The following is a 15,601-nucleotide window of genomic DNA, read 5'->3' as shown; positions in this document are numbered from 1 at the left end:
TCTGCGGTTTTCGGTTTTATTCTGTTTTGTCAGCCGTTTTGTCTTCCGGCTGCTTCCCGGTCACGGTTTTCATGCCCTTGACACGCGGCTCCACGATCTCTGTATCGCCATTGCTGCACCAGATGAGCCATGACTTGAATCCGGTTTCTTCCACTGCCCGTATCTGGTCCTGCACATCCTGCGCGGTATTGGAATACCCCTGCAGCCATGGCCGGTACTGGTCGTCATCCGCATACACTGACTGGGCGATCTGTGAGTAGCGCTTCAGCATTTCTCCCTGCTCCATGGCAGGATTCTCCACACCCAGGGACCCGTTCACAAAGTGATCCGGGTAGGGCATTGGTGAGACATAGTCTGCCGCGATGCACAGCCCAGGCACATACTGCCCCAGGTCCTGGTCATCCATGGCCGTCAGCACCTGCGCAAAGACATCCACAGAGAGATAGGCGTCATGTTCATGAACACGGTCCCGGACATATTGCGTGAAGTGCTGAATGGCCGAGGCCTTGCTTTCATCATACGTGTTGTGCAGCTCCACTTCTCCCTGCATCGTCGCAAGCCCTTCCGGGAACCGGGTGTAGTCCAGCTGCACTTCATTGAAGAGTCCGGCGGCTTCTTCACACAGATCGGCGTTGTATTCCCAGGCCTTCCGGGAATAGGGACTTGCCCAGGTGCTCTGTGCAATTTCCAGCAGCTGCCCGTCTGTGGTCTGAATGGCTTCCTCCGGATACGCTGTGGCGAAAACCGGATCCTTGAAGGCGGAAATTCGTCCGATCATGTAGTATCCCGCATCCTGGAATTGCCTGACCAGCTCCCTGAGCTGCTCCAGGGACAGTCCCTGATATCCGGTGTCCAGCCACTTGGCGGCTGCGGGGGACTCATACTCCACCGGCCCGCCTTCGTTCTTGAGCTCCACCACCAGGGCATTGAGGTCTGTTCTGTCCTTCAGCGAAAGATAGTAGTCGGGATTTGCCGCAAGCTGTTCCAGCGTCACGTGAAGACCACGGACGTCATCCTTCCGGGGATTGTCCGCAAAATCCACTTTCTGGGCCGGCTTCCAGTCCTCCTGTGCCACAAAGGCATCTGTCGAATAGCCTTCTCCATACGCAGCATTCCAGTAGTCGGATACTGCCACATTGGGTTCATCCCAGGCATGAACCGATTCTTCATCCGGTTCCACGTACTGCCCGGGGATCCAGTAGGTTTCATCCCCCCGGACCACTTCATACCAGTTCACCATCCCCGTTTCCGAATCCAGATCCTGAACGCTTGCCGACACGACCTTGAGCTCTTCCCCTTTTTCAGCCGCAACCTGGCAAAGCGGACCGTTCTTTTCTTTCCGAAGTTCCGTGCGTGTCCGCACGAAGACCGAAGGAACCTGCACACAGCCTGCATAGGTTTCAGACAGACTGGATGAGGGAACCTCCAGGGTTTTTCCTTCATATTCCACCATGGATGTATCGGTTCCGCGCTTGCGCAGCTTTACAGCTGTACCCCGTACCAGTGTGACGGTATCTTCGCGGATTTCACCATTCTCCATTGAAGGGACCTGTACCGACAGGGAATTGCCGGCAGGCGCAATATACATGGTGGGATAGACCTGACGTGCCAGGATCCCGGCTGCAATCAGGATCACGGAAAGAGAAAGAAGGGCCAGGATAAAGATCCTCCGCTTCTTTTTCATATGGTTCACCGGTTCAATCGTAACAAAAAAAGGCGCAGAATGCGCCTAATGACCGTATATTTTGAATAATCTGCGCACTTTTCGGGCACAGACTTCATCAAAAACCGCCTCTGGAACGACACTCCGGACACCGAAGTCATGACGCATGTCCATGTCATCCACCACAGCGAAATCCGCGGTTCCCAGTTCCTCCAGAGAGGCATGGATGACCTCCGGCCGGCTGATTCCCCCAGGCACTGAACCCAGTACATAGTCTCCAAGTCCCACGATGGAGAGAATGGCCTTGAGTTCCTGGGGAGAAAACACATGGCGCCAGGAACTCGTGATGATGATCCCCGCACTGCATTCCTCGCAGATCTGACGTATCAGCTGGCAGGCCCGGGCATCGAATCCGTGAACGACTTCATTGACCAGCACCGGATCCAGGCGCCTGATTGCGCCGCAGTTCAGGTCCTCCGCCAGCCTGGCTGGCAGGGCTTTATCCAGCTCGAACGGCGGCAGCGGCTGCCGCCTGGCAAGTACACCATCAATATCCAGATACAGAATGGGTCCCATTTCATCACCTTCTCTGGTGATTATCCGCAAAAACAAAGGACATCGCAAGAACAATTCCGCCGCAGATGAGTATAATACTGAACGAAAGGCAGGTGAGACCACAGATGATATACAGATTCAGACGGTTCATCCGTGATCTGACACCCCCGCGACTTCTTTCCCTTGGATTCCTCGCTGTCATCCTCATCGGCAGCGTTCTACTGGCAATGCCTGTCTCCTGGAACCCCGGGCAGCATGTCCATTTCCTCGATGCGCTGTTTGTGTCCTGCAGCGCGGTCTGCGTGACGGGACTTACCACCGTTCCGCCGGGCGACACCTTCAATCTCTTCGGCCGCACGGTTCTCGGAGTGCTGATCCAGATCGGCGGTCTGGGTGTGGCAGCGCTGTCTGTCATGATCACCCTGATCATGGGACGGAAAATCGGCCTGAAAGCCAGACAGGTCCTGTCCACGGCAATGAACTTCACCGGCGTGGGCGGTCTGATCAATTTCCTGAAGATCCTTTTGAGATTCACGCTGATCTACGAAGTCACCGGGGCCATCCTGTGCTTCTTTGTGTTCGTAAGAGATTACCCGCCGCTGGAAGCTGCAGGCTATGCTCTGTTCCATTCGGTGTCTGCATTCAACAACGCCGGATTCGATATCTTCGGAGGCTATGACTCCCTGCTCCACTATGCCCACAACGTTCCGCTGAATCTCATCACCATGGCACTGGTCATTATTGGCGGATTCGGGTTCTTCGCGATGTGGGACATGGGTCACTGCAAGTTCAGGTGGAAGAAGTATACCCTGAATACAAAAATCGTCATTGTGATGACCGTGCTGCTGCTCGTGCTTGGCACAGCACTGCTGTACTGGACCACAGACCAGACACTGCTGGAAGCATCTTTCCAGTCTGTCATAGCCCGGACAGCGGGATTCAACACGCACCCGCTTTCGAATTTCACCGAAGCCGCCCTGCTCATTTTCACCGTGCTGATGTTCATCGGCGCCAACCCCGGCGGGACCGGTGGCGGTATCAAGACCACGACCTTTTTTGCAGTGGCCATGAAGGCGGTTTCCAGTACAATGAATGGAGACCGCGATGAGGTGTTTTACCGCAAGATCCCCAATGTGGTATTCACACAGGCGCTGACCGTTTTCTTCTACGGCCTGACGGTGATCACCATTGGCACGATTCTGATCCTCGCCTTTGAGGGGGATCTTTCGCTGTCCGCGGTCCTGGTGGAGGTCACGAGTGCGTTCGCGACTGTCGGCAGCACCGTGGGAATCACCCCGGGTCTGTGTCCTGCCAGCAAGATCGTGCTCATGATCTGCATGTTCATTGGCCGTCTGGGTCCGCTGACGATCGCGACGGTCCTGGCGTTCAAGGGAAAGAGCGAAGCGCACTTTACGGAAGAAAGCATCATGATCGGCTGAGCCGCATGAATGATGAGAAAAGAGACAGGAGAATTCGGTAGTATGAGAAGAACACCACAGGATGCCGCGTTTGCGATCATTGGGCTGGGCCGGTTCGGGATGGCTGTGGCCGACAAGCTTTCTGAATATGGATACACGATCATCTGCTGCGACCGGGATGCGGAAAAAGTCCGCGAAGCCCGGAACTTGACTCCCTTTGCCTATGTGGTGGAACATATGTCGAAGGAGAGTCTGGATGAAATCGGTGTGCGAAACTGTGACTGCGGAATCGTGTGCATCGGCTCGGCGTTCGATGTGTCGATCCTGACCACGATGTATCTGACGAATCTGGGGTTGAAGAAAGTCATTGCCAAGGCCAATTCCGAGGATCAGGCCAAGATCCTGCGGCAGATGGGGGCCATGACTGTGCAGCCGGAGAAGGATTCCGGGACCAGACTGGCGGACCGGCTTATGTACAATGACCAGATTGAATGCTTCACACTGGATGGCGAGACCCAGATTCACACGCTGAAGGTGCCGGCGACTCTGGTGGGAAAGAGCGTGGCGGAGGTCGATTCGCGCGCAAGATACGGAATCAACATCATTGCGATCCGTCACGACAATGACATCATGACCAACTTCGATCCGGACTACCGGTTCCGGGCCGGGGACAAGCTGTCGATCATTGGCAGCAAACGGGACATTGAGCGGTTCGAAGACCGCAACTCCGATGACTGACTCAGCCACCGTATGGTGGAATAGTGAAGCAATTTCCGCCAGACAGACGCTGAGTCAGGCAATTGCCGACAGCTTCATCGGTCGGAACAGACCAGAAAGATACAAACCTGCCACACGGCAGCAGCCAAAGACTGAATACCCGCAACTGCAAGACCTGCTCCACCCGCCAGGCAGCGTCTGAAATGCCCGGGTTCCCGAAAGGGACCCGGGCATTTCAGTGGCTGCCTCATGCTACAATACAGACCAAAGGGGGTACGCTTATATGAACGAAAACCTCGTGCTGGTGACCGGCATGTCCGGTGCCGGTAAAAGTTCGGCCATGAATGCCCTGGAAGACCTGGGCTATTGCTGTATTGACAACTTCCCGCGCGAACTGCTTCCCCAGCTTCAGGAGCTCCTGGAAAAGGAACAGGACCGGTACAAAAACATCGCCCTGTCTGTCTCCGCGGCAGATTATACAAGCTTTGTAAACTACTTTGACAACATCGCCAAAGACCTGCAGATCATCTTTCTGGACTGCTCTGATGAAGAGCTGCTGCTTCGCTACCGGTTCACCCGCCGGCAGCATCCCATGATCGCCTCGGGACAGGCCACGACCCTGGAAGACGCCATCGAAATGGAACGCATGTCCTTCAACCAGATCCTGGCCAACATGAACAATACCTTTCATTTGGACACCACCAAGCTGTCCAGCCAGGCTCTGATCAACCGTGTGCGTCACCGCTTCAAATCCACAGACCGCCCGGAATTCACAGTGACGTTCCAGTCCTTCGGATTCAAGCACGGCATGCCCATGGATGCCGACATGGTGCTTGATGTGCGGTTTCTCCCGAACCCCTTCTATGAACCGAGTCTGCGCAACAAGACCGGCAATGACAAAGAGGTCTACGACTACGTCATGGAATCCCAGGACACGCAGGAATACATTCATCGCACGGGAGAAATGCTGGATTACGTTCTCGAACAATACGACAAGCAGAACAAATCCAACATGATCATCAGCGTGGGATGCACAGGCGGACAGCACCGTTCCGTGTCCATCGCCAACTGGCTGTATGACCGCTACAAAGACAAGTATCGCTGCTTCAAGAGCCACCGGGATGTGGAAGGCGGGGAAAACGGATGAAGAAAATCGTGGTGCTCGGCGGCGGGACCGGACTTTCCAGCATGCTCGCGGGCATGAAGAAAATCCAGGATGCCCAGGTGACTGCCATCGTCACCGTGGCAGATGACGGCGGCAGCACCGGCCGGATCCGCAATGCCTACAATGTCCCGGCCATGGGCGACATCCGCCATGTGCTGACTGCCATGGCACAGAACGACAACGCAGGGATCCTCCAGCAGCTCATGAACTACCGGTTCGAGGGACAGGAGGACGTGGGCGGACACTCCCTGGGAAACCTGATTTTCCTGGCCATGATGGACATCACCGGATCTTTCATGGGCGCCATTGAATCACTGTCCCGGGTCATGGGTGTGAACGGCACGATCCTGCCCTGCACCCTGGATGTCGCCACGCTCTATGCGCTGATGGCGGACGGCACCCTGGTCCGGGGGGAGAAAAACATCCCCACCAGAGACAACGCCATCGAACACGTCTATTACCAGCAGGATGTTCAGCCCTATGACAAGGCACTGGAAGCGCTGCGCGAGGCCGACCTCATCATTTACGGCATCGGCAGTCTGTATACCAGCGTCATTCCCAATCTGATCATTCCCGGGATCCCGGAAGCCATTTACGAAAATCCATGCCCGAAAATCTACTTCTGCAACGCCATGACCCAGCCGGGAGAAACCGAAGGCTACACCATGGAAGACCATGTCCGGGCGCTGGAAAAGCACAGCTTCAAGAACCCTGCCGACCTGGTGGTGCTCAATGACACCGAAGTCAGCAGCCATGTCCTGGAGCGCTATGCACGAATGGGCAGTTTTCCGGTGCATTCCGACGAAACAGCCCAGAGCTATGAAGTGTGGAAGCGACCCCTGATCACCCTCGCGGACAATGAACGGATCCGGCATGACCCCGAAGCGGTCCGGCAGGTGGTGCAGGAGATCCTGGAGGAACTGGGTTGAGTTTCACATACGACGTCAAGCAGGAAATCGCAGGAGCCGACCTGGATGAGCGCCAGGCAAAAGCCCAGCTGGCCGCCCTGCTGCTGGTGAAAGCCGCCCTGCACATGAACCGCAACGGGACATACCTGTCCTTCCAGGTGGAAAATGCGAGTGTGGCCAAGCATGTCTGGCTCCTCGTGAAGCGGCTCTACACCGTGGAGCCCAGACTGGCGGTGCTGAAGAAGATGCGGCTGAAGAAAAACAACATTTACCGCATCGTCATCGAACAGGGGGCGTCCCGGATCCTGGAGGATCTGGGGATCCTGAATGACAGGGGCCTGCATGTGAAGCCGAACTATGACCTCATCCGCTCGGAGAAAAATGCCCGGGCCTTTCTCCAGGGCTGCTTTCTGGCCTCGGGTTCCGTCAACAGTCCCCGCACCTCCAACTATCACCTGGAGATCTCCGTGACACACCGGGGACTGGCCGAAAGCATCCAGAAACTCATGGAGCGGTTTTTTCTGTCAGCAAGGATCACCGAACGCAAGGGACTGTGGGTGGTCTACCTCAAGGCCGGGGACAAAATAGGCGACTTCCTGCGTCTGATCGATGCCTCCAATGCCCTGCTGCAGTTTGAAGACCTGCGGATTTCCCGGGATTTCTACAACCAGATGTCCCGGCTGAACAACTGCGAACTCGCCAACGAGATGAAGAGCCTGAAGGCGGCGCATGGCCAGATCGAAGCCATTGAACGCATTGAGACGCTCATGGCCCCGGAGCAGATCCCGCCGAAGATCCGTGCGGCGATGGACATCCGCAAACAGTACCCGGAAGCGAGCCTGACTGAACTCTGCGATGAAATCTACAAAGCGACCGGAGAAGTCATTTCGAAGTCCGGGATGAAGCACCGGATGACGAAAATCCGGGAAATGGCGGCTTCCCTGAGCCAGGATCGGAGGTCCAGTGAAACAAAGTAATATCATACAGATAGCGGTTCCGCTCCTGCTGGCTCTTTTCCTGCTGCCTCTGGCGGGCCTGGCAGGCTGTTCCGGGGAAGTGGCGCTGAGAAAGCACACCTTCACCATTGAGCTTGGCCAGGATGTGTATGCCAATCCCGCTCTCTATGCCGAGAGCGGGCAGCAGGGGCTGGAACACATGACGGTCTCTCCGGTAAGCACCGGCATTGCCCGCAAGGACAACCGGTTCATTTCCCGGGGATACGACTATCTTCTGGTTGGGGAATACGATTTCGTCATTGAAAACGGCGGGACCAGCACCCCTTTCCGGATCAAGATCAAGGACACAAGACCGCCGACGGTGATTTCGGAGGTCACGGAAATCGATGCCACGGTGGGAGAGCGCATCGACTGGGTGTCGGTGTTTCCTGCCACGGATATTTCCGGTGTCAGCTATGAAGCTCCTTTCGACACCACCGCCACGCCGGGAGACCACGATGTGACGGTGAAGATTTCCGACCGGTTCGGCAATGCCGTGGAAAAACCGGTAAAAGTTAAGGTATCTGAATGAACAGTCAACTCTGGATGGGACTGGGGCTCCCGCTGGCCGGCACGGTGCTGGGCAGCGCCCTGGTCTTCGTGCTGCGGGGAGCCATTCCGCAGAAAACAGAAAAAGCCATGCTTGGATTTGCCGCCGGTGTCATGACAGCGGCTTCGATTTTTTCCCTGATCCTTCCGGCCATGGAACAGTCCGGCTGGATTCCGGCCGCCGCCGGCTTTCTTATTGGCATCGGGTTTCTGCTGCTGCTGGACGAAATCGTTCCGCATATGCATGTGATGTCCGAGGAAGCCGAGGGCCTGGCCACTCCCTGGAGCCGGACCACGAAGCTTTTCTTTGCGATCACGCTGCACAACCTGCCCGAGGGCATGGCTGTGGGCGTGGTCCTGGCAGGGGTGCTGGATGGAAGTACCGCCATGAGTGCAGCCGCTGCCCTGGCGCTCAGCCTGGGCATCGCCCTGCAGAATGTTCCGGAAGGCGCAGTGCTGTCCATCCCCCTGCATGCAGATGGCATGAGCAAAAGCAGAGCCTTCTGGTTCGGCGCCCTCTCGGGTGTCATCGAACCCGTCGGCGCGGGCCTGACGATCCTCTGCCGCAGCTGGATCCAGCCCTTTCTGCCCTGGCTGCTGGCGTTTGCCGCCGGCGCCATGCTGTATGTGGTGGTCGAGGAACTTGTTCCGCAGTCACAGGCAGGAAAGCATTCCAATATCGGGACCGTTGCCTTTGCCCTGGGCTTCGCGGCGATGATGGTGCTGGACTCTGCACTCTGACATGTCAAAGGAGGGTCATATGACGAAATGGGACAAGGTGCTCATTGTGTGCCTGATGGCCGTCAGTACCCTGCTGATTTTTCCGATCCTGCAGGGACAGCCCAAAGCCAGCCAGGCAGTGGTCAGCGTCGGCAGCGAGGAAAAGCTGCGGCTGGATCTCAACCAGGACGGGACGTATGCGGTAAACGGCCGCCTGGGTCCGGTAAACATCGAAGTGCAGGACGGATCGGTGCGGGTGACACAGGAAAACAGCCCGCATCATTACTGTTCAAGACAGGGATGGGTGAACAGCACTGCGGTGCCCATTGTCTGTCTGCCCAATGAAACGGTCATCCGGATCCAGGGAGAGCCGGGGGCCGAGGATACGGTGATCCAGTGAATACCCGGCGCGCCGTGATCCTGGCCTTCCTGGTTGCAGCGGGGATCCTGCTGCAGATCCTGGAAAGCTTTGTCCCTGTGGTGATGCTGGTCCCCGGCTACAAGATCGGGCTGGCCAACATTGCCGGTCTCTTTGCCCTGTACGCCTATGGGCCGAAGGACATGATGATTGTCACCGTCTGCCGGATCTTCCTGGCGGGCCTGCTGACCGGATCGCTGTTTTCGGTCGGCTTTATGCTCTCGGTATCCGGTGCCATCCTGGCGCTGCTGGCCATGACGCTGGCAAAGCGTTCCGGCCTGTTTTCCATTTACGGTGTGAGTGTGGCCGGCGCTGCGGCCCATTCCGTGGGACAGGTCCTGGCGGTGACGGCGATCTATCAGCAGTATTTCATGCAGATGTTCCTGCCTGTCCTGCTGGCGCTGTCCATTGTCAGCGGACTGCTCATTGCCCTGGTCACCGAGCGGCTGCTGAAACGCATGAAGCATACACTCGCACGCAGTCAGGGAAGGAGGCTGTGATTCGTGGCAGACAGATATTATGGCCGGCTGAAACAGCTGGAGCGGGATTCGAGGAATGAAATGAGCATCCTGTCGGATACGCGGTCCAGTCTGGAACAGCTGACGGAAGCCATGGCAGGGGAGGAACTGTCCATGAAGGACTACCTGACATTGCTGCGGCTGACCGGTCAGTATTATGAAAAGCACAATATGCCGCCTTCGGCCCAGAAATACATCTTCATGCGGATGCAGTCCGTCCTGAGTCTGCGGACACAGAAGTGGAAACGGCATCAGTATCCTCTCATGACGGATGTGGAAGAACCGCTCACGCCGGAGATCATGGAGTACTTCCGGCAGCAGCGGCCACTGTGGAAGGAAACCCTGGCGCATTTCCAGCGCATGCTGCTGCTCACAGACCTGGTCCTGTTCCTGCTGCTTCTGCCTCTGCTGGTGTTCGGCCTGCAGATGTCCTTTGGAGCGGGTCTGCTGCTGTCTGTCCTGGTGTGGGGGGCACTGGCGGTGTATTTCCAGATGTTTCTCTCCGAATCCCTGGCACAGGATCATCTGGCCTCTCATTCGGCCAGGATCAGCGACTCCCTGCGGATCTTCGAGCAGTATTTTGTCAGAGCCGGACTGCCGGGACGGAAGCACACAGCGGGAGAAAGTGCCTGAAACACCAGGCCGGTGACTTGAAACATTGTTAGCTTTTAAATTGTTTTCACATTCGCAAGTTCTCTATGGTATGATGGGCGCGGTGATGTTATGCGAACAAATCATGTCCCGAAAGCCACGCTGCAGCGCTACCCGGTCTACCTGAAAGCGCTGCGCAGGCTTCAGAAAAACGGCATAAAGCGAATCATGTCCCGGGAACTGTCCAGTTTTGTGGATATCGAGCCGACCACCATCCGGCGCGATTTTTCTTTTCTGGGAAACCTGGGCAAGCAGGGGTACGGCTATGACGTGGACCGGCTGATCGACATCTTCAACCAGCAGCTGGGTGTGGATTTCGATGAGAAGCTGATCCTGGTGGGGGCCGGCAACCTGGGACGGGCCCTGCTGAACTACAACAAATGGGATCACGTGGTAGGCGAAGTTGCCTGTGCCTTTGACGTGGATCCGGAAAAACAGGGCAGCCAGTTCGGCGTCAATGTCTGGAGCATGGACGATCTGGAAGAGAAGATGCCTAAAGGATGCCGCATCGCGATCCTGACCATTTCCCATGACGTGCAGGCCACGGTGGACCGGCTGGTCAAGGCCGGCATTACCGGGATCGTCGATTTCACACACCAGCACTTCAAGGTGCCCCGTGGGGTGGTCATCAAGAGCATTGATGTGGTGTCCAGCATTCAGGAACTGGTGTTCATCACCAATTCCATGAATGAACCCGCCCAGAGACAGCGGGACTGACAGGCAACAGGAGGAGAGACTATGTTGGCAGTAAAACTCAAGGATACATACAAGGACCTGGATGGTCAGAAAGTCACGATGCAGGGCTGGGTCCGCACAAACCGCGGATCCAAAAAGGCCGGATTCATCGAACTCAACGATGGCAGCACCTTCTCCAATGTGCAGGTGGTGTACAAGCCGGAACAGACAGCGGACTATGAGGCGGTGTCGAAAATCACCCTGGGCAGCGCCATTGAAGTCACCGGCACCCTGAAGGCCACGCCGGGCGCAAAGCAGGACTACGAGATCCAGGCAGACAGCGTCGAGGTGCTGGGGGCCAGCGACCATGAATATCCGCTGCAGAAGAAGCGCCACAGCTTCGAGTACCTCCGGACGATTCCCAGCGTCAGACCCCGCGCCAACACCTATTACGCCATGTTCCGGCTGCGCAGTGTGCTGTCCATGGCGATCCACCGGTTCTTCCAGGACCGCGGGTTTGTCTATGTCCACACGCCGATCATCACGGGCAACGATGCGGAAGGTGCCGGAGAATGCTTTACCGTCACCACACGGGCGGATGACAAGTACGACCAGGATTTCTTCGCGAAACATGCACAGCTGACGGTTTCCGGCCAGCTGCATGTAGAGCCTTTCGCGCTGACGTACCGCAATGTGTATACCTTCGGTCCCACGTTCCGGGCGGAAAACTCCAACACCACCAGACATGCCAGTGAGTTCTGGATGATTGAGCCGGAGATGGCCTTTGCGGATCTTTCGGACAACATGGATGTGGTGGAGGACATGATCAAGTACTGCATCAACTATGTCCTGGAGAACGCGCCGGAGGAAATGGCGTTCTTCGAGAAAGCCATTGACAAAGACTGCATCAACCGGGTCAAGGCTGTGGCGGAGTCCGACTTCAAGCGCATGACCTACACGGAGGCCATCGGACACCTGGAACAGGCGAAAGACCAGTTCGAGAACCAGGACATTTTCTGGGGCATGGACCTGCAGAGCGAGCACGAGCGCTACATCTGCGAACAGGTGGTAAAGGGACCTGTGTTCCTGACAGACTATCCCAAGGAAATCAAGGCGTTCTATATGCGGGAAAACGAAGATGGCAAAACCGTGGCCGCCTGCGACCTGCTGGTTCCCTATGTGGGGGAACTGGTCGGTGGCAGTCAGCGTGAAGAGCGCTATGATGTGCTGAAGAAGAAAATGGACGACCTGGGCATGAACGAGGGCAGCCTGGACTGGTACCTGGATCTGCGCCGGTTTGGCGGCTGCAGACACTCCGGCTTCGGCCTGGGATTTGACCGTATGCTGATGTATCTTTCCGGTGTCCAGAACATCCGGGATGTGCAGCCGTATCCCCGGACGCCCCGCAACTTGATCAACTGACGAAATAAGACTGAAGCTGAATAAAGAAAACGCTGCCGGCAAAAGGCATCAGGACAGGACTGGTGTCATTTGCCGGCTTTTTGTGCTGGAAAGAAAGCTGACAGGTAACAGAGGCATATGTCATCCAATATTAATTACCGTTATTATCAAAATATTAACGAAAAATATGTGTTATTTATTGCGTAAGCGACGTTAATTACCCATCTATGACAAATCCCTCCGTAGCGGGACAATACCGGCACGGAGGGATTTTACATGACTGGACTTGATGATATTTCCCGATTATACCTGGTCACTGAACCTGTGGACTTTCGCAAAGGCATAGATGGACTGGGTACATATGTCCAGTCGATCCTGAACACTGATCCATTCCAGAATGCGATGTTCGTCTTCACCAACAAACGACACAACAAGCTCAAGCTCCTCCATTATGACGGTACAGGGTTCTGGCTCCTTCACAAGCAGCTGAGCAAAGGAACCTTCAAATGGCGGATGAGTTCCCCGGATCCGTTTCTGCAGATCTCCCCACAGCAGCTGGACTGGCTTTTGGAAGGACTGGACATAAACCAGAAGCGGGCTTTCAGGCATGTGATGCCTCAATATATCTAGACAGATCTCCTGATCCCTGACGGTTTTCAGTCATATCGAATGAACCATTTCTGGAACTGTGAGCATAATAATTATTTAAGGCATTTCAGTTTGCCCCTTTTCCTCTTTATCCTATACTTTTGCCATGGACTTCTTATCTTCTTTTGACTTCGAAAACTACACCCGCAAATCCATGAAAGAAAGCCTCGAATCTCTGGATCATGATGACCTGGTCGATGCCGCTCTCTTCCTGGCCGACAACCTGTTCCTGAAAGACCAGATCAACAGGAAGGCGGCCATGGACCGCTTCGCTTCCAAAAGCGAGCAGCTTTTCATATCCCTGTTCAACGAGGCGGAAGAGATCGCATCCACGTCTTCTCCCGAAGACCTGGATGAATCAGCTGTCCTGGAAACTGTGAGCAAAGAGAGACCGGCGTCCCCCAAAAAGCGCAGATCCATGAAGGAGAAAGCAAAGGCGCTTCCTGAAAAGATCATCGATGTGTATCCGGATGCAGGCAAGGACCCGGTGTGCCCTGTATGTGGCACAGCCATGAAGGAGCTGAAACCGACTGTACACCGGACCATCAAATACGTTCCGCAGCGCCTCTATGTCGAAGTGGAAGTGGATCATAATTATGTCTGCCCCAAAGGTTGTGAAGATGAGGATGGAAAGCCTGTGATGATCCCGGCTGCCCGCAAAGAAGCACCGCTTCTGGAGAATACGATGTCTTCGCCTTCTCTTGTGTCCCACATCATAGCCCAGAAAACAGTCATGGGACTGCCTCTTTACAGACAGGAACAAGACTGGCAGCGAAGAGGATTCAACCTCAGCAGGAGTATCATGGCCAGCTGGATGATCCGTTCTTCCCAGATCTATGGAGAAGCTCTGGTGGACAGGATGATACAGGATTTCAGGGAATGTGATGTGGTCCATATGGATGAGACCGTACTGAAATGCCTGGAAGTGAGTCGGGATCAGGATCGGACGAACTGTTACATGATCGTCGGGGTCAGCGCAGAGCATGAAGCCAGACAGATGGTCATATATCAGTTCAAGAAGAGCAGGGCCCAGAAGTTCGTATGGGAATTCCTGGGAGAAGGATTCGAAAAGGCCCTGATGTCAGACGGATTCGAAGGCTACGATAATTACACAGCAGCCATCCATCTGAGTTGTATGGCCCATGCGAGGCGGCATCTGTATGATGCGGTGAAGATCCGTGCAGACTACCAGACATTCAAGAATCTGCCAGACGATACAGAAATGAAACTGAAACATATCAGGGAGAATCCGGCACTGGGGATCCTGTTGGAGCCACTTGGGAACATCAACAGGCTTTATGAGGTGGAGAGCAGAGCGAAAAAGAAGAAACTGAGTCGGGAAGAAGTATACGAACTGAGGCAGAAAGAGTCTAAACCGCTTTTTGACCAGGTGATCGCAGGAATGGAGCGGATCGCCCGGAGTTTTGATAGTGGTTCGAAAGCAGTAAAGGGAGCAAACTACTTCCTGAAAAGGAAAGACTCGCTGGCCCTTTATCTGGAGGATGGGAACTATCCGATCGACAATAACCTGGCGGAGCGGATGGTGAAGCCGTTCGTGATAGGCCGGAAGGGGTTCCTGTTTGCGGACACGGAAGCAGGAGCGGAAGCAACAGCAGTATGGTACAGTCTGAGCCAATCGGCAATCATGAATGGGCTGGTGCCTGAGAAGTACATCGAATATGTGCTGACAAGGCTGAAGAACGAAGGGATCAGAGAGGAAGTACTCGAAGACCTGCTTCCATACTCCAGGACACTTCCAGGACATCTGTATAAGAAATAGAAAACAGGACTGTCCCCAATACCATGATGGTACAGGGAATCAGTCCTGTTTTAATATGGGCAATTAACGTCGCTTACTTTATTGCGAAATAACAGTCAGTTTGGTATAAAGACAGTAAGCTGTGCCCAACTAAGAAAGGACAATGATGCTGGACCATCATTACAGAATTACAATGAACATTTTCAGGAAAATTTTCACTGCTTCAACAGCTTTGTATCTATCCTTGTTTTCTTCTCTTTGTCCTGTGTCTGCAGCTGACAACAACGATTACCATGAAATTGATGCTGGAGATATTACACCCGGGGTAATGGTTTATGAAAACGAATGTGGTGAAAAAGCAGCGATTCTTGATGATGCAGTTCTTGACGGAACAATAGTTCTCTATAACGTTGGAAATGAACTGATTACACTTGATGTAACCCCAGAGGAAGGTATTGCTTCTCCATATGTTTATGGTCCTTGGAGCCAGGGAGCTATACCGAATGGAACCAGTACTTTAACGCCTCATTATTCTAATGGTTTTGTTACTGCTTCTTTTCAGGCAACTGTTCAGAAATCACCTGCGATGATTCGCAATGTATATAATCCTGGTATTACGGGTGTTTTAGTAACGGTGAATTCTTCAAATCTGTCGACTGTAAGGGGCAGTGCTTCGACAGGTAGTGCAGCTATAGCCAGTTTGACTTTTGTTGGGTCTGTGACCCAGGATGGTTATACAGCTGTCCCGGGTAGTTGGTATTTAACGCTGGAACTTGATCAGGCCGGTCATACTCGGATTGGCTGGAATTACTGAGTTATTCTGTCTGACTTTAAAGGAGTG

Annotated in this window: 17 protein-coding genes; 15 read left to right on the top strand and 2 right to left on the bottom strand. The window is 54.6% G+C overall.

The genetic code is table 11. From position 1 onward, the window contains the following. Positions 1–16: 16 nt before the first annotated feature. Entirely contained in the window at positions 17–1,684 is a 1,668-nt protein-coding gene (locus aalo17_RS08965; protein WP_067558460.1) for a putative glycoside hydrolase, read from the bottom strand. 45 nt (positions 1,685–1,729) lie between these two features. Next, positions 1,730–2,239, bottom strand: a complete 510-nt coding sequence (locus tag aalo17_RS08960) for an HAD domain-containing protein (RefSeq protein WP_067558457.1) — start codon at positions 2,237–2,239, stop codon at positions 1,730–1,732. Between the two features lie 104 nt (positions 2,240–2,343). On the opposite strand from aalo17_RS08960, the gene aalo17_RS08955 reads away from it, so the two are divergent. The 15 genes from aalo17_RS08955 to aalo17_RS12645 all read left to right on the top strand — a co-directional run bounded on the left by aalo17_RS08955 (position 2,344) and on the right by aalo17_RS12645 (position 15,574). Then, the gene (locus aalo17_RS08955) at positions 2,344–3,657 is read left to right on the top strand and encodes a TrkH family potassium uptake protein (protein WP_067558454.1); all 1,314 of its coding nucleotides are present in this window, start codon (positions 2,344–2,346) and stop codon (positions 3,655–3,657) included. A 42-nt stretch (positions 3,658–3,699) separates the two neighbouring features. Then, positions 3,700–4,374 carry a potassium channel family protein gene (locus tag aalo17_RS08950; protein ID WP_067558451.1) on the top strand — a complete coding sequence of 225 codons (675 nt, stop codon included), beginning with the start codon at positions 3,700–3,702 and terminating at the stop codon, positions 4,372–4,374. A gap of 262 nt (positions 4,375–4,636) precedes the next feature. Beyond that, positions 4,637–5,500, top strand: a complete 864-nt coding sequence (rapZ, locus tag aalo17_RS08945) for an RNase adapter RapZ (protein ID WP_067558449.1) — start codon at positions 4,637–4,639, stop codon at positions 5,498–5,500. After that, entirely contained in the window at positions 5,497–6,447 is a 951-nt protein-coding gene (locus aalo17_RS08940; protein ID WP_067558446.1) for a gluconeogenesis factor YvcK family protein, read from the top strand. The genes rapZ and aalo17_RS08940 overlap by 4 nt, the downstream gene beginning before the upstream one ends. Further along, positions 6,444–7,403, top strand: a complete 960-nt coding sequence (gene whiA / locus aalo17_RS08935; RefSeq protein WP_067558443.1) for a DNA-binding protein WhiA — start codon at positions 6,444–6,446, stop codon at positions 7,401–7,403. Before aalo17_RS08940 ends, whiA begins: the two co-directional genes overlap by 4 nt. Next, positions 7,390–7,953: a hypothetical protein gene (locus tag aalo17_RS08930; protein ID WP_236940467.1), complete on the top strand. Its 564-nt coding sequence runs from the start codon at positions 7,390–7,392 to the stop codon at positions 7,951–7,953. The genes whiA and aalo17_RS08930 overlap by 14 nt, the downstream gene beginning before the upstream one ends. After that, complete coding sequence (locus aalo17_RS08925) at positions 7,950–8,711, top strand: ZIP family metal transporter (RefSeq protein WP_067558442.1); 762 nt, start codon at positions 7,950–7,952, stop codon at positions 8,709–8,711. Before aalo17_RS08930 ends, aalo17_RS08925 begins: the two co-directional genes overlap by 4 nt. A 19-nt stretch (positions 8,712–8,730) precedes the next feature. Beyond that, positions 8,731–9,090: a NusG domain II-containing protein gene (locus aalo17_RS08920; RefSeq protein ID WP_067558439.1), complete on the top strand. Its 360-nt coding sequence runs from the start codon at positions 8,731–8,733 to the stop codon at positions 9,088–9,090. Continuing rightward, the gene (locus aalo17_RS08915) at positions 9,087–9,608 is read left to right on the top strand and encodes a Gx transporter family protein (RefSeq protein WP_067558436.1); all 522 of its coding nucleotides are present in this window, start codon (positions 9,087–9,089) and stop codon (positions 9,606–9,608) included. The genes aalo17_RS08920 and aalo17_RS08915 overlap by 4 nt, the downstream gene beginning before the upstream one ends. A 3-nt stretch (positions 9,609–9,611) precedes the next feature. Then, positions 9,612–10,259 carry a hypothetical protein gene (locus aalo17_RS08910; protein ID WP_067558433.1) on the top strand — a complete coding sequence of 216 codons (648 nt, stop codon included), beginning with the start codon at positions 9,612–9,614 and terminating at the stop codon, positions 10,257–10,259. Positions 10,260–10,349: 90 nt separating this feature from the next. Next, the gene (locus aalo17_RS08905) at positions 10,350–10,994 is read left to right on the top strand and encodes a redox-sensing transcriptional repressor Rex (RefSeq protein WP_067558431.1); all 645 of its coding nucleotides are present in this window, start codon (positions 10,350–10,352) and stop codon (positions 10,992–10,994) included. Positions 10,995–11,015: 21 nt separating this feature from the next. Further along, positions 11,016–12,374, top strand: coding sequence for an asparagine--tRNA ligase (gene asnS, locus aalo17_RS08900; RefSeq protein WP_067558427.1), 1,359 nt, complete (start codon positions 11,016–11,018; stop codon positions 12,372–12,374). A 255-nt stretch (positions 12,375–12,629) separates the two neighbouring features. Continuing rightward, positions 12,630–12,983 carry an IS66 family insertion sequence element accessory protein TnpB gene (gene tnpB, locus aalo17_RS08895; protein WP_067553980.1) on the top strand — a complete coding sequence of 118 codons (354 nt, stop codon included), beginning with the start codon at positions 12,630–12,632 and terminating at the stop codon, positions 12,981–12,983. Between the two features lie 124 nt (positions 12,984–13,107). Then, positions 13,108–14,781, top strand: a complete 1,674-nt coding sequence (gene tnpC / locus aalo17_RS08890; protein ID WP_075884548.1) for an IS66 family transposase — start codon at positions 13,108–13,110, stop codon at positions 14,779–14,781. Positions 14,782–14,953: 172 nt separating this feature from the next. Then, positions 14,954–15,574, top strand: coding sequence for a hypothetical protein (locus aalo17_RS12645; protein WP_145907628.1), 621 nt, complete (start codon positions 14,954–14,956; stop codon positions 15,572–15,574). Positions 15,575–15,601: the final 27 nt, after the last annotated feature.

The sequence above is a fragment of the Faecalibaculum rodentium genome (assembly GCF_001564455.1).
Lineage (GTDB): Bacteria > Bacillota_I > Bacilli_A > Erysipelotrichales > Erysipelotrichaceae > Faecalibaculum > Faecalibaculum rodentium.
The sequence above is the reverse complement of the archived record's forward strand: the minus strand, read 5'-3'. Positions and strand labels throughout refer to the sequence as shown.